Origin of the sequence: Kribbella capetownensis (assembly GCF_004331485.1) — a bacterium.
In the GTDB taxonomy this organism is placed as follows: domain Bacteria; phylum Actinomycetota; class Actinomycetes; order Propionibacteriales; family Kribbellaceae; genus Kribbella; species Kribbella capetownensis.
The window spans coordinates 240,772-258,875 of the sequence record NZ_SJKD01000002.1 but is presented as its reverse complement, the minus strand read 5'-3'; the positions used below and the strand labels follow the sequence as shown (position 1 = coordinate 258,875).

The window sequence follows — 18,104 nt, the reverse complement described above, 5'->3', positions numbered from 1 at the left end:
AGTGACAGGTTGCTTGGTATGGCGTGGGTGGTGAGGAGCGAGTTCCGCAAGCTGTGGATCGGGCAGCTGGTGTCGGCGTCGGGCAGTGCGATCACCACTGTGGCGCTGCCGCTCGTGGCTGTCGTCACGCTGCAGGCGTCGGCACTGCAGATGGGTCTGCTGTCCGCGCTGAGTATCGCGCCGCACCTCGTCTTCGGACTGCCGGCCGGTGTCTGGGTCGACCGGTGGCCTCTGCGCCGCATCCTGATCGTCACGGACCTCGGCCGCGCCGTACTGCTCGGAACCATTCCGTTGGCCGCGGCAACGGATTCGCTACGCATCGAGCAGCTCTATGTGGTCGCCGTACTGACCGGAGTGCTGACTCTGCTGTCGGACACCGCGTCCCTGACCATGCTGCCGTCGCTGGTGCCGCGTGAGGACCTGATGCGGGCCAACAGCGCCGCTCTGCTCAACCTGAATCTCGCCTCGACCACCGGTCCGTCGGTGGCAGGCTTCCTGGTGCAGCTGGTGACCGCGCCGTTCGCGATCCTCGTCGACGCCGCGTCGTACCTCGTTGCCGCTACGGCGTCGTACCTGATCCGCGAGCCGGTACGGGCGTCTGCGGCGCACACCCGAGCGCGGCTGACCACCGGGCTGCGGGCGATCTTCAGCGACCGGATCCTGACGTCTCTGACGTTGTCCGCGACCACGGCTGCCCTCGCCGGGGCGCTGCAGGGGCCGCTGGCTGTCCTCTACCTGGTGCGTGAGCTGCACTGGTCGCCCGGGTTCGTCGGCGTCGCTCTGACGACGTTCGGTGTCGCTGCCGTGGCAGGGACCTTCGTCGCGACCGCGTGGTGCAACCGGGTCGGCATCGGCCACGCGTACATCTCCGGCGTACTGCTGGCCTCCCTGAGCGGCGTTGCCCTGGCCACGGGCATCACTGCGATGATCTACGTCGCTCAGGCGTTGTCCGGGCTGGGCATGTCGCTCTTCGCTGTCCCCCAGCGCACTCTCCGTCAGTTCTTGGCCCCGACCCATCTGCTCGGTCAGATCACCGCCACCTGGCGCACGCTCGTGATCGGCGGCCAAGCCGCCGGCGCCGCCACCTCAGGCGTCCTGGCCACCGCGATCGGGATCCGACCGACCCTCCTCCTGGCCACCGCAGGCATGCTCCTCGGCGTCCTGATCGCGCTCGTGTCCCCGCTCCGGACCTTCCGTTCGCTCCCGGCCACCGACCCGCAGCCGCGATCGATGGCCGAGGACTGATTGCGAAACGTGATGAGTGTGACGGCTGCTACCGCGTGGGGCGGGAGACGCTTATTGCAACAAGTGGTAATTCATCCATGGGGAATGGAATTGAGAGGACAAGCGCTTACCTGGTGAGCGATACTGGAAAGTGCGCCGTTTTCCGGTCGCGAAACCCCTTACCGAGCATGATGGGAAGTGCGCCCGTCCAGATGCCGTCCGAGCACCCTGCCCAAGCGCCGTCGATCGCTGCCCCTACCACCCGAGTCCCTGCACGCAGCCGCAACCTCTGGCGGCTCCGGCCCTACCTCCGGCCACACCGCTGGCGCCTGTCGGTGATGTTCACCACCGCCATGCTGGGTGTGGGCGTCAGCCTTACCGTTCCCCTGGTCACGCGGGCCATCATCGATGGCCCGGTCACCCGCCGCGAGCTGGACCTCCTGGTCCCGCTCGCGTTCCTCGCCCTCGGCCTGAGCCTCGCCGAGGTCCTGCTGGTCTGGGCCCGCCGGTGGGCGCAGTCCCGCACCGTCAGCGACCTCGAGGCCACGCTCCGGCACGACCTGTACGTCCGGCTCCAGTCGCTGCCGATGGAGTTCCACACCCGCTGGCAGAGCGGTCAGCTGCTGTCCCGGGTCACTACCGACCTGTCCATCATCCGCCGGTTCATGGGCTTCGGCCTGCTGTTCCTGGTGATGAACATCCTGCAGCTGGGAGTCGTCACCGTCCTCCTGCTGCGGCTGTACTGGCCACTCGGCGTCGTGGTCCTGCTGGCCGCGGTACCGATCATCACGCTGTCGCTGAAGTTCGAGAAGAAGTACCTGCTGATCTCCCGCAAGGTCCAGGACCAGCAGGGTGACCTGGCCACTCGAGTGGAGGAGTCGGCGCTCGGCTTCCGGGTGATCAAGGCGTTCGGCCGGCGCGGGCACGTCCAGCGGCAGTTCGACGACGAGGCGCTCACGCTCTACACCACCGAGGTGGAGAAGGTCCGGCTGGCGTCGCGGTTCTGGAGCTTCCTCGGCGTGATCCCGAACCTGACCCTGGTGATCGTGCTGCTGCTCGGCGCCCTCGCGGTGGGCCGCGAGGCGATCACGCTCGGCACCCTGGTCGCGTTCATTACGCTGATGCTGTCCCTGATCTGGCCGGTCACCTCGCTCGGCGCGATCCTGGCGATGGCCCAGGAAGCGATGACCGCGGCCGACCGGATCAGCGAGATCCTCGACACCTACTCGGTGATCGAGTCCGGTCCGGACGAGCTGGTGAAGTCCAAGGGGCACCTGCGCTTCGAGCACGTCGGCTTCCGGTTCTCCGACGACTCCACCGAGATCCTGCACGACATCAACCTCGACCTCACCCCCGGTACGACGCTCGCCCTGGTGGGCGCGACCGGTTCGGGCAAGACCACGCTCACCGCGCTGGTCCCCCGGCTGTACGACGTGACCGCGGGGCGGATCACCATCGACGGGCACGACATCCGTGACCTGTCGCTGGTCTCGCTGCGGACCGCGGTCGCCTCCGCGTTCGACGACCCGACGCTGTTCTCCATGAGCGTCCGGGAGAATCTGACGCTGGGCCGGCCGGACGCCTCCGAGGCTGACGTCCAGCAGGCCCTGCAGGTCGCGCAGGCCGAGTTCGCCAACGAACTGCCCTGGGGTCTGGAGACCCGCGTCGGCGAGCAGGGCATGTCCCTGTCCGGCGGTCAGCGCCAGCGGCTCGCGCTGGCCCGGGCTGTGCTCGCCAAGCCCGCCGTTCTGGTCCTCGACGACACGTTGTCCGCACTCGACGTGCACACCGAGGCCCTGGTCGAGGAGGCACTGCGCAACGTGCTCTCCGAGACCACCGGCATCGTGGTCGCGCACCGCGCGTCGACCGTGATGCTGGCCGACAAGGTGGCCCTGCTCCAGAACGGGACCATCACCCACGTCGGAACCCATCACGATTTGCTCGAGCAGGTCCCGGCGTACCGGAACCTGCTCGCGGCGGAGGAAGAGGAGGTGCACGCATGACCACGACCCAGCAGACACCTCCTCCGGAGGAAACGCAGGACGACAAGTCGCAGCAGGACACCTGGCGGGGTCAGTTCGACGAGGACCCCGACCGGGAGTTGTCGAGGGCAACGACCGTTCGGCTGAAGGAGGACTCCCGCAAGCTGCTCGGCGAACTGCTCCGGCCGCACGCCAAGCTGATCTGGCTGCTGGTCTTGATCGTGGTGATCGAGAACGGCGCCCGCCTCGCGGTCCCGTACCTGGTCCACCTCGGCATCGACAACGGCATCCCGCCGATCCTGGCCGGCGAAGGCGCACAGGAACTGATCACCGTGGTGGCCCTCGTCTTCGTGATGGCCTTGCTCCAGGCGTGGACCCGGCAGCTGTTCCTGATGCGGTCCGGCCGGCTCGGTCAGACCATCCTGCTCGGCCTGCGCAAGCGGGTGTTCGACCACTTCCAGCGGCTCAGCCCGTCGTTCCACGACAAGTTCACCTCCGGCCGGGTGATCTCGCGGTTGACGTCCGACGTGGGCGTCATCGACGAGATGCTGGCCAACGGGTTCGACGGCCTGGTCACGGCGGCACTGACCCTGATCGGTACGTCGATCCTGCTGCTCACGCTCGACCTCAAGCTCGGTCTGCTCGCGCTGCTGTCGTTCCCGGCCCTGATCCTGCTGACGGCCTGGTTCCGGAAGCGGTCGGCGGTCGTGTACCGGCAGACGCGTGAGGCCGTCGTACTCGTGATCGTGCACTTCGTCGAGTCGATGACCGGGATCCGCGCGGTCCAGGCGTTCCGCCGGGAGCCGCGCAACGAGGAGATCTTCCACGGCGTCAACGACCGGTACCGGCAGGCCAACCTGAAGTCGTTCCAGCTGAACGCGATCTTCATGCCGTCGATCAAGGGCGTCGGCAACATCACCATCGTCGCGATCCTGGCGTACGGCGGTTACCAGGCCTACCACGGTCACGTCACGGTCGGCGTACTGACCGCGTTCCTGCTGTACCTGCGGCAGTTCTTCGAGCCGCTGCAGGACATCTCGCAGTTCTACAACACCTTCCTGTCCGCGAGCGCGGCGCTGGAGAAGCTGTCCGGCGTCCTGAACGAGACGCCCGACGTCCCGGAGCCGATCGAGCCGGCCAAGCCCGGTCGCGCGCGGGGTCACCTCGAGTTCCGCAACGTGCGGTTCAACTACGTCGACGACGTACCGGTCCTGCCTGGTCTCGATCTGGACGTGCCGGCCGGTCAGACGCTGGCCATGGTCGGTACGACGGGTGCCGGCAAGACCACGATCGCCAAGCTGGTGGCGCGGTTCTACGACCCGTCCGACGGCCAGGTGCTGCTGGACGGGCTCGACCTGCGGGACCTCACCGAGGACGACCTGCGCAAGCGGGTCGTGATGGTGACGCAGGAGAACTTCCTGTTCACCGGCTCGGTGGCCGACAACATCCGGTTCGGCAAGCCGCAGGCCACGATGGAAGAAGTGGTTGAGGCGGCCAAGGTGATCGGCGCGCACGAGTTCATCTCCGCGCTGCCGAACGGGTACGACACCTCGGTAGAGAAGCGCGGTTCCCGGCTGTCCGCCGGCCAGCGGCAGCTGGTCGCGTTCGCACGGGCGTTCCTCGCGGACCCCGCCGTACTGATCCTGGACGAGGCGACGTCGAGCCTGGACATCCCCAGCGAGCGGCTGATCCAGCGCGCGCTGCGGACCATCCTGGCCGACCGTACGGCGATCGTGATCGCGCACCGGCTGTCCACGGTGGAAACCGCGGACCGGGTGATCGTGCTCGAGCACGGCCGCATCATCGAGGACGGCGCGCCGCGCAACCTCATCACCACCGGAGGCAGCTACGCCGGCCTCCACCAAGCCTGGGAAGACTCCCTGGCCTAGCCCCTCCCCGAACTGCCCTCGGTCCCCCAACAGACCGAGGGCAGTTCCGTTTTTCCCGGCCCACTCGCGGGGTAGCGTCCGGGGGATGAGGTGGTTGGAGGAGGGGTCGGCTTCGGCGGTTGCCGGGGCGTTGCGGGAGGTTGCGCCTGGGTTGGGTGAGTACCCGATCGTGCTTCGGGAGACGTTGGGTGAGGAGGATCCGCTGTGGTGGGCGGCGAGTGCGGTTGTTGGTGGGCTGTTCGTGGCGAAGTTCGCGTGGTCGCGTCCGGCCGGGCTTCGGCTGGCGCATGAGATTGCGGTCCTGGCGGCGTTGGCGCGTGAGCCGGGCATTCCGTTCCTGCCGAACGTAGTTGCCAGCAGCACCGATCCACTGCTCTTGGTGACCGAGCTGGTGCCTGGGAAGTCGCTGTTCGAGGTTGTGGACTCGCTCGACCGGGACGATGCGGGTCGGCAGCTCGCCCAGTTCCTCGCTGCGTTGAACCATTCAGCGACCCGCGTCGAAGCCGTTCTCGGTGAGCTTCCTCCCGCGATCCTGCAACCAGCCACGACCAAGGACCTGCGCGACCGGTTCATGAAGTGGGCGCGTCCCGATCAGCGTCCCGCCGTCATGCGGTGGTGCGACTGGGCGGACGACGTACTGGCGACGCCGGGCCCGAACGTACTGGTCCACGGCGACCTGCACGGCGGCAACCAGGTCTGGGACGGTGACCACCTCCGCCTGGTCGTCGATTTCGAGACTGCCGGCCTGGCCGAGGCCGAGTACGACCTGCGCGCCTTCCCCGGAACGGGTCCAGGCGTCGAACTGCTCACCGCCACCCTGCGCCACTACCACCAGCTCACCGGCCATGAACTGTCAGCCGAGCGTGTAATGGCCTGGCATCTGCGCACAGCCCTCGGCGATGCACTCTGGCGCAGCGAGCAAGGCGTCCCGCTGCCGGATCACCGAACCCCCCACGCCTGGGTCGACGACCTCGCCCACCGATTCACCGCACTCGGCATCAACCCCTACCGGTGAGCTCGCGGGGCCCGCACCCCAGCCAGATCAACAGCTACGTCGCCCGTTCTGGGTATCTGCTTGAGCCTCGGCCCGTCCGCCGAGAATGACCAAGCCGTCATCCTGCCGGCGTGCCGACCATCGCCTCCATGAGATCGGCGGCCTCTTCGCTCGTGAGCGACTGCTCCCGGACGAGGGAGCGCCATGTCACGAACGAGATCGCGTGGCCGATGGCTGCCGCTGTGCGCAGGCGCACACGACCTCGCTCGCGGCGTCCCGTCATCAGTGAACCAGCGACTCGGCTGAAGTATCCGAAGAACGCCTCGCGGGCCGCCGGCGGGACAGCATCGATATCGCGGATGCCTGCGGACAGCATCGCCTCGGTCTCTTCGTACCACCGATACAGTTCGCGCACCGCGACGCGAAAGCGCTCGTTGGGTGAGGCAATGCCGATCCACGACGCCGGATCGGGCATGGGATGCCGCTCGTAGTAGTGGGCGTTGCACGCCTCGAAGAGCGCCTGCAGATCGGGGAAGTGGTTGTACACCGTGGCGCGCTGCACGCCGGCGCGCTCGGCGACGGCCTTGATGGTCGTCTTCGCGGGGCCGAGCGTTTCGTGGAGCTCGACCGTCGCTTCGACGATTCGTTGCCGGGTCTCGGCTTCGGTGAGCGCTCGCTTCGCCTTCCGGTAGGGGCGTGGCGACGCGATATTCGCTGAACACATATGTTAGCCAATCTTGACAAGACGCTCTTACCGCTGCTTCATTGTACACATGTGTCAGTGAAATGGAGGTGCGGCATGAATGCAGGGACTGTGGCGGCCACGACCGTCAAGGTGGTCAAGCCGGGCGAAGGCCGGCGCGGTGGATTGATGCCCGGCGTCGGCGTGATCTTCAAGATCGACGGTGCCGACTCCGGTGGGGCCCTCGCCGTCGTCGAACACCCCTTCGAGGTCGGTGGATTCGTCCCGCCCCACGTCCACCACCGCGAGGATGAGTTCTCCATCGTGCTCGAGGGCGAGATCGGGTTCCGGTCCGAGGACAAGGAGATCGTGCTCGGTCCGGGCGGATACATCGTGAAGCCGCGCGGCGAGGTTCACGCGATGTGGAACGCCGGGCAGACGCCGGCGCGCATGATCGAGATCATCTCGCCCGCCGGACTCGAAGAGCTCTTCCGGACGGTCGTCGGCCTGACTGAGCAAGGCGAAGCAGAGATGTCGAAGCTCGTCGAGCTCGCGAACCGCTACGAGGTCCCGATGGCGGAACCTGATTGGTTCGCGGACATCATCGGGCGCTACCAACTCTCCATGCCGACGTCTTAGTCCCGGGACCAGCCTGGATGGAAGCACCAAAGCAGACACCCAGATCGCCGTCGAAGTCATGCCCGGTGTCTGACGATTCGTTCTGTCGGAGCTGGTCGGTAGCGTGACGGACATGCTCACGACCTTGGCGGTTGAGAACTACCGGTCACTGCGCCGCGTGGTGATGCCGCTGCGTGGGCTCAACGTCGTGACCGGCGCGAACGGGACCGGCAAATCGAGCCTGTACCGGGCGCTTCGCCTGCTCGCCGATGCCTCGCACAACGGGGCTGTCGCGGCGTTGGCTCGGGAGGGTGGTCTTCAGTCGACGCTGTGGGCTGGTCCGGAGCACGTGCGGAAGAACCGGCCGGTTCAGGGGACCGTGCGGACGGGGCCGGTGAACCTGCGACTGGGATTCGCGGGTGACGACTACGGCTATCTGATGGATCTCGGACTGCCGGTGCCGCATGGCTCGGTGTTCGATCTCGATCCGGAGATCAAACGGGAATCCCTGTGGGCGGGGCCGTTCCTGCGGCCGGCATCGCTGCTGGTGGAGCGCGTCAACCGCGAGGTGCGGATCCGCGCCGGCTCCGGCGAGTGGTTGCGCGGTGGTCACCAGCTTCAGACCTTCGACAGCATGCTGAGCGAGTTCGCCGATCCGGAGCGCGCGCCGGAGCTGCTGACGGTGCGGGAGCGACTGCGGTCGTGGCGCTTCTACGATCACTTCCGCACCGACGCTGACGCGCCTGCCCGTCGAGTCCAGATCGGCACGCGTACGCCGGTGGTCGGTCCGGACGGCGCCGACGTCGCGGCCGCGTTGCAGACGATCCGTGAGATCGGCATCAAGGGCGCGCTCGATGAGGCGATCGAGCTGGCGTTCCCGGGAAGCACGCTGGCGATCGTCAACGCTGGCGGGAGGTTCGAGATCTCGTTCCGCCAGCACGGGTTGCTGCGGCCGTTGTCCGGGGCGGAGTTGTCCGACGGCACGCTGCGCTACTTGCTGTGGGTCGCCGCGTTGCTGACCCCCCGACCACCAGAGCTCTTGGTGCTCAACGAACCTGAGACCAGCCTGCACCCGGATCTCCTGCCGGCCCTGGCGAATCTCGTCGTCACCGCCGCCAAGGAAGCCCAGGTCATCGTCGTCACCCACTCCCGGCCGTTCCGCGCCGCATTGGATGCCCTCGACGACCTGCACACGATCGAACTCGTCAAGGACCACGGCGCCACCACGATCGCCGGCCAAGGCCCTCTCGACGAACCCGCATGGAAGTGGCCGACCCGCTAGGCGGCTGATGGGAGGTCTATGACTCGGGCGGTGGCGGTTGCAGTGGCGACGATCTCGTTGTCGGCGCCGTAGAGAGTTCCTGCAAGCGTGGCGTGGTCGTCGACACGGTTGACGACGCGACCGTGCCCGATCAGCCGGCCCATCCGCGCCGGACGGACGAAGGTGGTGTTGAGGTCGAGGGTCTCGATGAACCGGCCGGGCGGGAGCGTGGCCAGCAGCGCCGGGCCGACGGTGTCGTAGAGCATCGCGGCCAGGAAGGCACCGAGGACCTCACCGAACGGATTCGTGAACGCCTCGACGCCGGCGAACGCGACAGAGATCGTGCCCTGGTCCGGATCGGCCTCGAGTAGCTCGAACCCGAGCGTGCGCGCCGCCTGCGGTATCGGTGCCCGCCCTTCCACGCCGTCCCAGAACACTCCGGTGCGCGTCATCCCCTGCCTCCTCTGATCGAACTCTCTCGCCAATAGCGAATCACAGATTCACTATTCGTGCTAGGCTCTTTCGTGTGCCGCAGGTGCTGAAGGACGACGTCCGGTCCCGCATCCGCGCCGCCGCACTCCGGGCGTTCGCCGTCCACGGGTACGCCGGCGCCACCATGGCCGGCGTCGCGGCCGAGGCCGCGATGGCACCGGCGAACCTGTACCGCTACTACCGCAACAAACAGGAGTTGTACGACGCCGTCGTACCGGATGACGTCGTCAACGCACTGGAGCAGGTGGTCGGCCGCCGGGTCGAGGACTTCGCCGCGCTGGTGAAACGCAACGGCACCACCACGGATGTCGCCGACGAGATGATGCAGTTCTGGCTTCACTACCGGCTCGAGTCTGTCGTGATCCTCTCCGGTGCAGCCGGGACACGGCACGCGGACGTCGTCGCGCGCATCAACGGCCTGTCCGTGGACGCGCTCGTCAACGCGCTGCCGGCCGGCGCGGTCGCGCCGGGCGACCTCGACCTGTTCGAATCCATCTGGACGAACACCTCGAGAACCATCGCGCGGATCCTGCTCCACAACGAGACCGAAGCGGACCTCCGCGGCACGATCACCAGCTTCTGGCGCTATCAAGTCGCCGGCCTGACCGCGCTCCTCCGCCACCTCGCCCAGCGCTGACCACGCCAGGTGCTGAGGACGGGTGCGGCACGCGGCCGCACCCGTCACAAGTCACCAGTCTTTGTTGGCGGCTTTGAGCTCGCGGTCGCGCATGGAGGCCTCCTCGCTGGACGTGACGGGTTGAGATTCGAGCCTCTCAGCGGACACCTTCACATTGCTTTCACGGCCGGTCCGGGCGGTGCTGACAGCGATCTGAAAGATGCGCGGCCTAGCGTCGGCGCATGGCCAGCCGCCCGACCATCCGCGAAGTCGTGGGTGTGGCCGAGTTCCGTGCGTTGTGGATCGCGCACGCGCAGTCCCGGCTCGGCGATCAGCTCGCCCGGGTCGCGATCGCCGTACTGGTGTTCGACCGGACCGGGTCGGCCGCCGTCACCGCGCTGACGTACGCCCTGTCGTTCCTGCCGCCGTTGGTCAGCGCTCCCCTGCTGACCGGGCTGGCCGACCGGTTCCCGCGCCGTACGGTGATGGTGGCGACCGACCTGAGCCGCGCGGGCCTGGTGGCCGTGATGGCGATCCCCGGTCTGCCGGTCGCCGTACTGGCCGCGCTGCTGATCGTCGTGGTCGGACTGCAGCCGCTCTACAGTGCTGCCCGCAATGCGATCCTGCCGAGTGTCCTGGAGGGAGACCGGTACGTCGTCGGAGTCGGTCTGGCGAGTGCGACCGACAGCATCGTCCAGGTAGCCGGATTCGCGGCCGGCGGAGTGTTGGTCGGCCTGACCGGATCGCATGTCGCGTTGGAGCTGAACGCGTTGACGTTCCTGATCTCGTCGACTGTGGTCCGGTTCGGCGCAAGTCTGCACCGGCCGCCGCAAGCAGCGGAGCCGAGGACGGTCGGACGGTCGCTGTCCGGAGGGTTCCGGGTGATCTGGGGTGACCGTCGGCTGCGCAGTCTGCTGGGCCTGCTGTACCTGTATGGCTTCTACATCGCACCCGAAGGACTCGCTGCGGCGTACGCGGCCGAGGCAGGCAAAGGCGAGGCCGCGGTCGGTCTGCTGATGGCCGCTGACCCTGTCGGCGCTCTCGTCGGTTCATTGCTGCTGACTCGCTGGATGCCTGCGCACTGGCGAACCCGGTCGCTGACACCGCTCGCGGTGGCATCCGGGATCCCGCTGATGGTAAGTGCCGTCATCCCATCGGTGCCGACCGCGATCGGGCTCTGGACACTCGTCGGCGTGCTGTCGTCGTACACCATGCTTGTCACCGCGATGTTCGTACGCCTGGTGCCGGATGGCCAACGCGGGCAGGTCATCGGGCTTGCCTCAGCGGGATTGCAAGCGGTCCAAGGTCTCGGTGTCGCTGCCGCCGGTGCGGTGGCAGGTCTGACCTCACCGGCCACCGCGGTAGGCGTCATGGGTGCCGCCGGCGCGTTACTCGCCATCTTCGCCGGTCGATCCTGGCTCGCTGCGGCGAGCAGGGCAGCAGAAGTGCCGTGATGTTGCTTGCCGCAACTATTGCGACGCTGTGGTCTCCAGACGGAACGCCTCAACCGCGGTGGGGAGGGTGTAGAAGAGGTGGTTGGGGCCCAGACGGTCGAGGAAGCCGGCGGCGTTGAGGTCGTCGCGCAGATCCTGTTTGACGCGGGCCAGGGCCAGGACGATGCCGCGCGCGGTGAGTTCCTCGCGGAGGGAGTCGAGCGCGTCGATGGCGGTGATGTCGATATCGACGTTCGCCTCGGCGTTGAGGAGTAGCCAGCGGACCGGTCCGTCGGCGTCGTCGACCGCGGCCATCGCGCGACGGCGGAAGTCCTCGGCGTTGGCGAAGAACAGTGGCGAGTCGTAGCGGTACACGACCAGGCCCGGGACCGGCCTCGCGTCCGGGTAGTCGTCGATGTCATGCATGCCGGCGATCCCCGGCACATAGCCCAGGATGCCGTCGTGCGGGCGGGCCACGCGACGCAGTACGTCGATGACAGACAAGGCCACCGCGACCAGGACGCCGTACAGGACATCGAGCGCGATCACCCCGACCGTGGTCGCGACCGCCAGCAGGAACTCGCTGGTGCGGAAGTTGGCGATGCGGCGGAACTCGGCCAGTTCGATCAGCCGCAGGGCGGCGAACACCACGAGCGCGCCGAGCGCGGCGATCGGGAAGGTCGACAGCATCGGCCCGGCGAAGAGCAACGTCGCGACGATGACGGCCGCGGCGACGAGCGAGTACACCTGACTCTTTGCGCCGGTGGCCTCGGCGAGGGCGGTCCGGCTGCCGCTGCTGCTGATCGGGAAACCACGGACCAGGCTGGCGGAGACGTTGGCCAGGCCGAGGACGAGGAGTTCACGATCGGGGTCGACACGCTCTTGACCACGCGAGGCGAACGCACGGCCGGTCAGCACCGTGTCGGTGTAGCCGACCAGGGCAACGCCGAGCGCGGGCAACGCGAGCAGGCCGACATCCGCGACCGTGATGTCCGGCAGCCGTGGAACCGGAAGGCCGCTGGGTACGTTGCCGACCAGCGTCACTCCCTTGTCGCCCAGCCCTGCCGCCCACGTGACCAGGGCAGCGAGCGCGACGACGATCAGCGGGCCCGGGAGTCGCGGCGTCCAGCGGGCGAACGCGAGCAGCAACCCCAGCGAGGCCAACGCCAACACCAACGGCGCTGCCTGCCATTCGCCGTACAGACGAATCGCGGACAGTATCTCGGCGGGCGGTGAGTCACCGGTCACCGGAGCACCGGTCAGGCGGCCGAGCTGGCCGGTCATCATGATCACCGCGATACCGGTCAGGTAGCCGACCAGCACCGGCTTGGACAACAGATCCGCGAGAAACCCGAGCCGCGCCAGCCATCCGAGCACGCAGATGGCGCCAACGATCAGAGCGAGTACGGCGGCCAGTGTCGCGTAGCGAACCGGATCACCCGCGGCAAGCGGTCCGATCGCGGTAGCCGTCAGCAGCGCGGTGGTCGACTCCGGCCCAAGCGACAGCAGCCGCGACGAGCCGAGCAGGAAGTACAAGAGCAACGGCCCGAGCGCCACCCACAACCCAGTCACCGCCGGCAACCCGGCCAACTGCGCGTACGCCATCACCTGAGGCACGAAGTACGCCGCCACCGTGACCCCGGCAATCAGATCCGGCCGCAACCAGCCCCGCCGATACTCCCGAAGCGTCGCCACCCCGGTCAACGACACAGACCATCTACCCATGCCCATCCCCTACCCACGCCTTGGTCGACGTGAGCACAAGTACAACACCGCCACCCCACCGAACCGCTGACCAGTTGAGATGTGTCCTCCGCCTCCTGCGATATGAATGCAGGCATGCCCCGCGTCTTCCTCGTCCGCCACGGCGAACCCGGCTGTCCCCAGATCGACGCAGAAGGTTGGCGCGGTCCGATCCGTGACCTCGCCCCGCTGACAGCAGACGGCATCGAGCAGGCGAAGACCGTCGGTCGCGAACTCCGGGCTGTCGGGGCGCACCGGATCGTGGCGTCTCCGATGACTCGGGCTCTGCAAACAGCCAGTCTCATCGCAGCGGAGACCCAACTCCCGCTTACTGCTGTCGAGTTCGACCTCCGCGAATGGCGTCCGGACTCCACGCTGTCCTGGGGATCACTCGCCGACATCCAAGCCCTGAGCAAAGACTTCGAAGCATGCGAAGGCGAGTGGCCTGGCGGCGAAGCACGTCTCTGGGAACCTCTCTCCTCGGTACGCCGCCGAGCCCTCTCCGCACTCCAGAGGCAAGCAAGTGAACACCCCAACCCCTTCATAGCCGTCTGCCACAGCGTCGTCATCCGAGCGCTAACCGGACACACCCACACCGAACTCTGCGGCATCCGAGTTCTCGACAACGTGTCCTGAGGACCTGGGCTCACGACCGAACGCAGGTCTCGAAGTGCAGAGACCTCAGCAATACGACCTCAACATCCGCCAACACATCCCCCACCACCTCGACCACATCCGCCGCCAGCATCCACAGCCCGCCGAGCTTTCAACCGCGGCGGCAGCCGCAACACACCGGGCGCGCGTAGCGGACGCGTGGGGAACTACCTCGGGTCGGGTTTGACGGATTCGAAGCGGACCAGGATGACGGAGCCTACGGCCGAGAGGAGGAAGCCGGCTATTGCGGCGGGCCACCAGCCGGCGCGGACGGCGTCGTCGAGGACGAAGACGCCGACGGCGGCTGGGGTGATGGTTTGCAGGGCGATCATCGGAGTGGTTGCCAGCGTCACCGACCCACGCTGCAGCGCCAGCGAGTACAGAATGAACGCCATCGCCCCACTGATAGGCAGCGTGTACGTCGTAGGGCTGCGAAACAACTCACCCCAAGACCCGTCCTGCAACAACCGAGCCGAAATCGCGACCCCGGCGTACCCAAGGCCGGCCAACAAACCAAGCAACGCCGTAGACACACCGTGCTGCGACCGACTAGCGAGCGCACCCAGGATCGCGATCGCGACCAAACCGACAATGACCCCGATCGTCAGCCCGTGATGCTCCGTGTTCTCCCCCGCATCCCCCGCCGACACAGCCAGCAACCCAAGCCCCACGCAAACGGCAAGCACCGCAGACCACTCGAGCGCACTCAGCTGATCCGACATCAGCCGCGTCGCGAGCAACGCGGTCACGACCAGACTCACCGCGATCCCCGCCTGCGCGAGGTACAGCGGAAGGAGGCGCAGGGCAACGAAGTGCAGCCCGAAGCCGGCCAGGTTCAGCACCAACGCACCAACGAACGCCGGCTGTTTGAGCAGCGCGGCCACGAACCCACCGAGCCGCCGCGGATCCAGCTCGGACTCGGTCGGGACCTTGCGGGAACCGACTGCCTGCAGGATCGAGGCGATACCGAAGAGCACCGCGGCGCCGAGCGCCGCGCCCAGACCTAGAACCACTCAGACGGCCTTGCGTCGGGGGATCCAGAAGGTCATGTAGAGACTCAGGACCGCGTAGTACAGCAGGTAGGCCAGCGAGACGGCGACCACGATCGCGTTCGGGTCGGGCATCTGGGCGAGGAGTACGGCGTACGACGCCAGCCAGATCGCGGTGGTGAGCAGGTTGAGCGACCGGAACGCCTTGGTCCGGGACGGGTAGACGTACTTGACCGGGATGAAGACCAGGATCGAGCAGACCACCAGGATGATGCCGGTGGTGAGCGGGCTGAGGCCGAGGACGACGACGTAGAAGGCGACAACGTTCCAGTAGCTGGGGAACCCGAGGAAGAAGTGGTCGTCGGTCTTTGCGTCGACCCGGCAGAACTGGTAGCTGGAGGCAAGCAACGGCAGCGCGGCGAGCACCGCGCCGAGCGCGCCGGCGGGGAGGTAGTCGCCGGTCCAGAGCAGCACGATCGGGGCGAACGCGTAGGTCAGGTAGTCGACGATGTTGTCCAGCATCGCGCCGTCGAACCACGGGATCGTCTCCTTGACCCGCAGCCGGCGGGCCAGCATCCCGTCGGTTCCGTCGATCACGAGCGCGGCCAGGCCGAGCCAGAGCGCACGGACCGCGTCCCCGTCGATGGCGGCGATGACGATCAGCAGCGCGAGCACCGTTCCGCTCGCGGTATAGGCATGCAGTGCCAGTCCGGCCAGACGCAACCGCGTCGACCCGACGAACGGTTCCTGCACCGCGTCGTGTGTGGTCAGGACGACTCCCAGAACTCGGTCGACGCAGCGCGTCGAACTACCGAGCCCAGCGTCTCACAGTCCCCGGACCGCCCTGAGCAGCCTGTACCGTTCCGCGACGGAACTGTTCGCAGACTTAACCGACGGGCGGTTCCAGCGTGGTCGGGCTCAGTGACCGACCGGCTCCAGCAGGAACTGCGGGATCTTGCGGCTGGTCTTGGTCTGATACTCCGCGTACGTCGGGAACGCGTCGACGGACCGCTTCCACCATTCGTCGTACTCCGCGCCCTCGAGCTCGCGAGCAACGTACTCCTTGGTGACCGCACCGTCCTGCAGCGTGACCTTCGGGTCGGCCTTGAGGTTGTAGTACCAGACCGGGTTCTTCGGGGCGCCGCTGGTCGACCCGACCGCGACGTACACACCCTCGTGCTCGACCCGCATCAGCGGGACCTTGCGGAGCTTGCCGGACTTGGCCCCGCGGGTGGTCATCACGACTACCGGTAGCCCGGACACGTCGATGGCGTCGGTGGTGCCGGCCGCATGGACCTTGTCGACATCGGAGCGAACCCAGCCCCTGGGGCTCGGGGCGTACTCGTCGTTGGAGGTTGTCATGTCATCGATTTTAATCGGTGACGCATCACTATCGCCGGTTTTTCACCCTCTGGACAGGTCGCGGAGATCTCACAGCGTCGGTGCGAGGTCCGCGAGCGCCGCCAGACCGGCTTCCCAGGACTGCGCGGACTCATCCGGGTGCGCGCCGGCGGGCGACTCCAGCCGGTCGAATCCGGATTCGACCACATCCAGCCGGGTCCCGTCGCCTTCGGGCGTGAGGGTGAACTCGACCAGGTTCGCGTTGCCCGGCGCCGGGTCGGTGTCCGCCTCGACGGCGTACCGGTAGGCGAAGCGACGGCCGGGCTCGACCTTCTCGACGAAGCCGAGGTAGCGTCCGTGCTCGTCCCATTGCAGCACGATCCGGCCGCCCGGCTTCAGGTCGATCTCGGCCCCGCCGAACGCGTACCACCGGGTGAAGTTGTCCCCCTGGGTCAGCGCCGCCCACACCTGGTCGGGTCGCGCCTCCACGTACACCTCACGTCCCACCCTGCTCTCCATGGCCACCACCCTGCCAGCGCGGGTAGTCACAGACCAGCCGAGTTCACGGCGCGCAGGACTGCAACTGTCTGGCGGTGGCGATGGTGGCCTCGATCCAGCGCCGGCGGAGGAAGTGCGCCTTGAGCAGTCGGTGTACGCCGTCCAGCACGACCAGGCGACCGCGGTACGCGACCAGGTTGATCGGGTGGTCGAGGTCGGCGTCCATCACCCGTTGGTAGCTGGCGCGGAAGTTCATCGGGGTCTCCGCAACCTGGTTCGGGGTGATCTTGAACCGTTCGCCGTCGAGCTGCCACAGCGGCAGGTCGAACATCCAGACCAGGTCGGCGATCTCCACCGGCTCGACCTTCAGGTCGAGCGCCCACAGCTTGTCCAGCTGCCAGCGGTCCGGCGGGAACGCGTCCCGGACCGCGTCCGGCATCAGCGCGACCAGTTCCTCGAACGACACGTCCGGCGCCGCCCGGTCAGCATCCTTGTCGAAGCCCTCGCTCGTCACGATCGAGCAGGCTACGCCATCACGAGCGCACGCCTACCCGTGGGCCAGGCGGTGGATGATCACGATCGCGGAGTCGTCGCCGGGACCACCGGCATTCTTCACCAGCTCGTCGGCACCGCCCAGAAATCCCTGCCCGACAAGGCGTTCCGCATGCCCGGCCAGCCGGTCGGTGCCGCGGCCGATGTCGCGGCGAGGCGTCTCGACCATCCCGTCGCTGTAGAGGAAGAGCGCGTCGCCGAGCTTCAGCTGCCCGCGGTTCACCGCGAACTCCGGCGCCTCCATCAACCCGAGCAACGGCCCGTCGGACTCACGCGTCTGCCACCGACCGGCCCATGCATCGAACAGGATCGCTGGCGGGTGACCAGCGGTCCGTACGTCGAAGTCGCCGGTCTGCAGGTCGACCGCGACGTGCACGACGGTGGCGAAGTCGTCGTCCCAGTCCTGCCGGCGGATGTAGCGGTTCGCCGACGGCAGGAACTCCTGCGCGGGTACGACGCCGAGCAGCCCGCCGAACGCACCGGACAGCAGCAGCGCCCGGGTGCCGGCATCGATTCCCTTGCCTGAGACATCGACCAGCGCGACCTCGAGCACCTGCTCGTGCGTCGTCGACACGACGAAGTCACCGGAGAACTTCGACGCACCGGCCGAACGGATCGCCACCTCGAGCCGCCAGCCGACCGGAATCTCGGGTAGCTCGCTCTGGGCCGTCAGGGTGTCGCGCAGCTCCATCAGCATCGACTCACCGCGGTTCCCCGGAACGCCGAGCTGGTTGCGCACCTTCGCGTTGGTGATCACGATCCAGCCGATCACCCCGAGGACCAGGACGAACCCGGTCTTCGGCAGGGCCGCCGGGCGGGACATGACGACGAACGAACTGACCGTCAGCGTGAACAGCGTCAGGACGAGCAATTGCTTGAAGCGCAGCAACAGACCGCCGAGGAGCAGCGGGATGATCAGCGCCGACGCCGGGAAGTACGACTCCCAGCTCAGGCTGGCGACGGCGAGGACCACCGTCATCGCGAGGATCGCGGCGAACGCCATCGGGTGCGACCGGCGCGCACGACGAACCAGCGCGTCGACCCGGCGGCCGACCCGTCGCACTACTCCAGCGAGACCGCCGCGCCAGTTCATGGTGTGAAGAAGATAACGGCACTCCCCGGTCCGCGCATCACAT

General features: G+C 67.5%; 18 protein-coding genes. 9 read left to right on the top strand and 9 right to left on the bottom strand.

The features are described from left to right. Window positions 1-18: 18 nt before the first annotated feature. The 4 genes from E0H75_RS11495 to E0H75_RS11480 all read left to right on the top strand — a co-directional run bounded on the left by E0H75_RS11495 (window position 19) and on the right by E0H75_RS11480 (window position 6,110). Entirely contained in the window at window positions 19-1,245 is a 1,227-nt protein-coding gene (locus E0H75_RS11495; protein WP_165553639.1) for an MFS transporter, read from the top strand. A gap of 317 nt (window positions 1,246-1,562) precedes the next feature. Further along, entirely contained in the window at window positions 1,563-3,227 is a 1,665-nt protein-coding gene (locus tag E0H75_RS11490) for an ABC transporter ATP-binding protein (protein WP_238162962.1), read from the top strand. Next, window positions 3,224-5,095: an ABC transporter ATP-binding protein gene (locus E0H75_RS11485; protein WP_131513491.1), complete on the top strand. Its 1,872-nt coding sequence runs from the start codon at window positions 3,224-3,226 to the stop codon at window positions 5,093-5,095. The genes E0H75_RS11490 and E0H75_RS11485 overlap by 4 nt, the downstream gene beginning before the upstream one ends. A gap of 85 nt (window positions 5,096-5,180) precedes the next feature. Further along, window positions 5,181-6,110, top strand: a complete 930-nt coding sequence (locus E0H75_RS11480; protein WP_131513490.1) for a phosphotransferase family protein — start codon at window positions 5,181-5,183, stop codon at window positions 6,108-6,110. 97 nt (window positions 6,111-6,207) lie between these two features. Here the strand turns inward: E0H75_RS11480 and E0H75_RS11475 are convergent, their stop codons facing one another. Further along, the gene (locus tag E0H75_RS11475; protein ID WP_131513489.1) at window positions 6,208-6,813 is read right to left on the bottom strand and encodes a TetR/AcrR family transcriptional regulator; all 606 of its coding nucleotides are present in this window, start codon (window positions 6,811-6,813) and stop codon (window positions 6,208-6,210) included. 75 nt (window positions 6,814-6,888) lie between these two features. Here E0H75_RS11475 and E0H75_RS11470 point away from each other — a divergent pair, with 75 nt between their 5' ends. Both E0H75_RS11470 and E0H75_RS11465 read left to right on the top strand, forming a co-directional pair. Then, a complete protein-coding gene (locus tag E0H75_RS11470; RefSeq protein WP_202872960.1) occupies window positions 6,889-7,410 on the top strand; it encodes a cupin domain-containing protein in 522 nt (173 codons plus the stop codon). A 112-nt stretch (window positions 7,411-7,522) separates the two neighbouring features. Further along, a complete protein-coding gene (locus tag E0H75_RS11465; protein WP_131513488.1) occupies window positions 7,523-8,671 on the top strand; it encodes an AAA family ATPase in 1,149 nt (382 codons plus the stop codon). Here the strand turns inward: E0H75_RS11465 and E0H75_RS11460 are convergent. Continuing rightward, a complete protein-coding gene (locus E0H75_RS11460; protein ID WP_131513487.1) occupies window positions 8,668-9,102 on the bottom strand; it encodes a PaaI family thioesterase in 435 nt (144 codons plus the stop codon). The genes E0H75_RS11465 and E0H75_RS11460 overlap by 4 nt on opposite strands. Before the next feature lie 74 nt (window positions 9,103-9,176). On the opposite strand from E0H75_RS11460, the gene E0H75_RS11455 reads away from it, so the two are divergent. Together E0H75_RS11455 and E0H75_RS11450 are read left to right on the top strand one after the other, a co-directional pair. Then, window positions 9,177-9,779: a TetR/AcrR family transcriptional regulator gene (locus E0H75_RS11455; RefSeq protein ID WP_165553637.1), complete on the top strand. Its 603-nt coding sequence runs from the start codon at window positions 9,177-9,179 to the stop codon at window positions 9,777-9,779. Window positions 9,780-10,000: 221 nt separating this feature from the next. Further along, window positions 10,001-11,212, top strand: a complete 1,212-nt coding sequence (locus tag E0H75_RS11450) for an MFS transporter (protein ID WP_131513485.1) — start codon at window positions 10,001-10,003, stop codon at window positions 11,210-11,212. Between the two features lie 15 nt (window positions 11,213-11,227). Here E0H75_RS11450 and E0H75_RS11445 read toward each other — a convergent pair whose 3' ends face one another. Then, window positions 11,228-12,916, bottom strand: coding sequence for a SulP family inorganic anion transporter (locus tag E0H75_RS11445; RefSeq protein ID WP_131513484.1), 1,689 nt, complete (start codon window positions 12,914-12,916; stop codon window positions 11,228-11,230). Window positions 12,917-13,018: 102 nt separating this feature from the next. On the opposite strand from E0H75_RS11445, the gene E0H75_RS44980 reads away from it, so the two are divergent. Next, a complete protein-coding gene (locus E0H75_RS44980; RefSeq protein ID WP_131513483.1) occupies window positions 13,019-13,570 on the top strand; it encodes a histidine phosphatase family protein in 552 nt (183 codons plus the stop codon). 185 nt (window positions 13,571-13,755) lie between these two features. Here the strand turns inward: E0H75_RS44980 and E0H75_RS11435 are convergent, their stop codons facing one another. The 6 genes from E0H75_RS11435 to E0H75_RS11410 all read right to left on the bottom strand — a co-directional run bounded on the left by E0H75_RS11435 (window position 13,756) and on the right by E0H75_RS11410 (window position 18,061). Continuing rightward, window positions 13,756-14,601: a hypothetical protein gene (locus E0H75_RS11435; protein ID WP_131513482.1), complete on the bottom strand. Its 846-nt coding sequence runs from the start codon at window positions 14,599-14,601 to the stop codon at window positions 13,756-13,758. Then, window positions 14,602-15,330, bottom strand: a complete 729-nt coding sequence (locus tag E0H75_RS11430) for a CDP-alcohol phosphatidyltransferase family protein (RefSeq protein ID WP_131513481.1) — start codon at window positions 15,328-15,330, stop codon at window positions 14,602-14,604. Between the two features lie 165 nt (window positions 15,331-15,495). Then, window positions 15,496-15,939, bottom strand: coding sequence for a nitroreductase family deazaflavin-dependent oxidoreductase (locus tag E0H75_RS11425; protein ID WP_131513480.1), 444 nt, complete (start codon window positions 15,937-15,939; stop codon window positions 15,496-15,498). 69 nt (window positions 15,940-16,008) lie between these two features. Then, window positions 16,009-16,437: an SRPBCC domain-containing protein gene (locus E0H75_RS11420; RefSeq protein WP_131513479.1), complete on the bottom strand. Its 429-nt coding sequence runs from the start codon at window positions 16,435-16,437 to the stop codon at window positions 16,009-16,011. Between the two features lie 43 nt (window positions 16,438-16,480). Continuing rightward, window positions 16,481-16,930, bottom strand: coding sequence for a hypothetical protein (locus tag E0H75_RS11415; protein ID WP_131513478.1), 450 nt, complete (start codon window positions 16,928-16,930; stop codon window positions 16,481-16,483). A gap of 33 nt (window positions 16,931-16,963) precedes the next feature. Further along, complete coding sequence (locus tag E0H75_RS11410; protein ID WP_131513477.1) at window positions 16,964-18,061, bottom strand: PP2C family protein-serine/threonine phosphatase; 1,098 nt, start codon at window positions 18,059-18,061, stop codon at window positions 16,964-16,966. Between the last annotated feature and the right edge of the window lie 43 nt (window positions 18,062-18,104).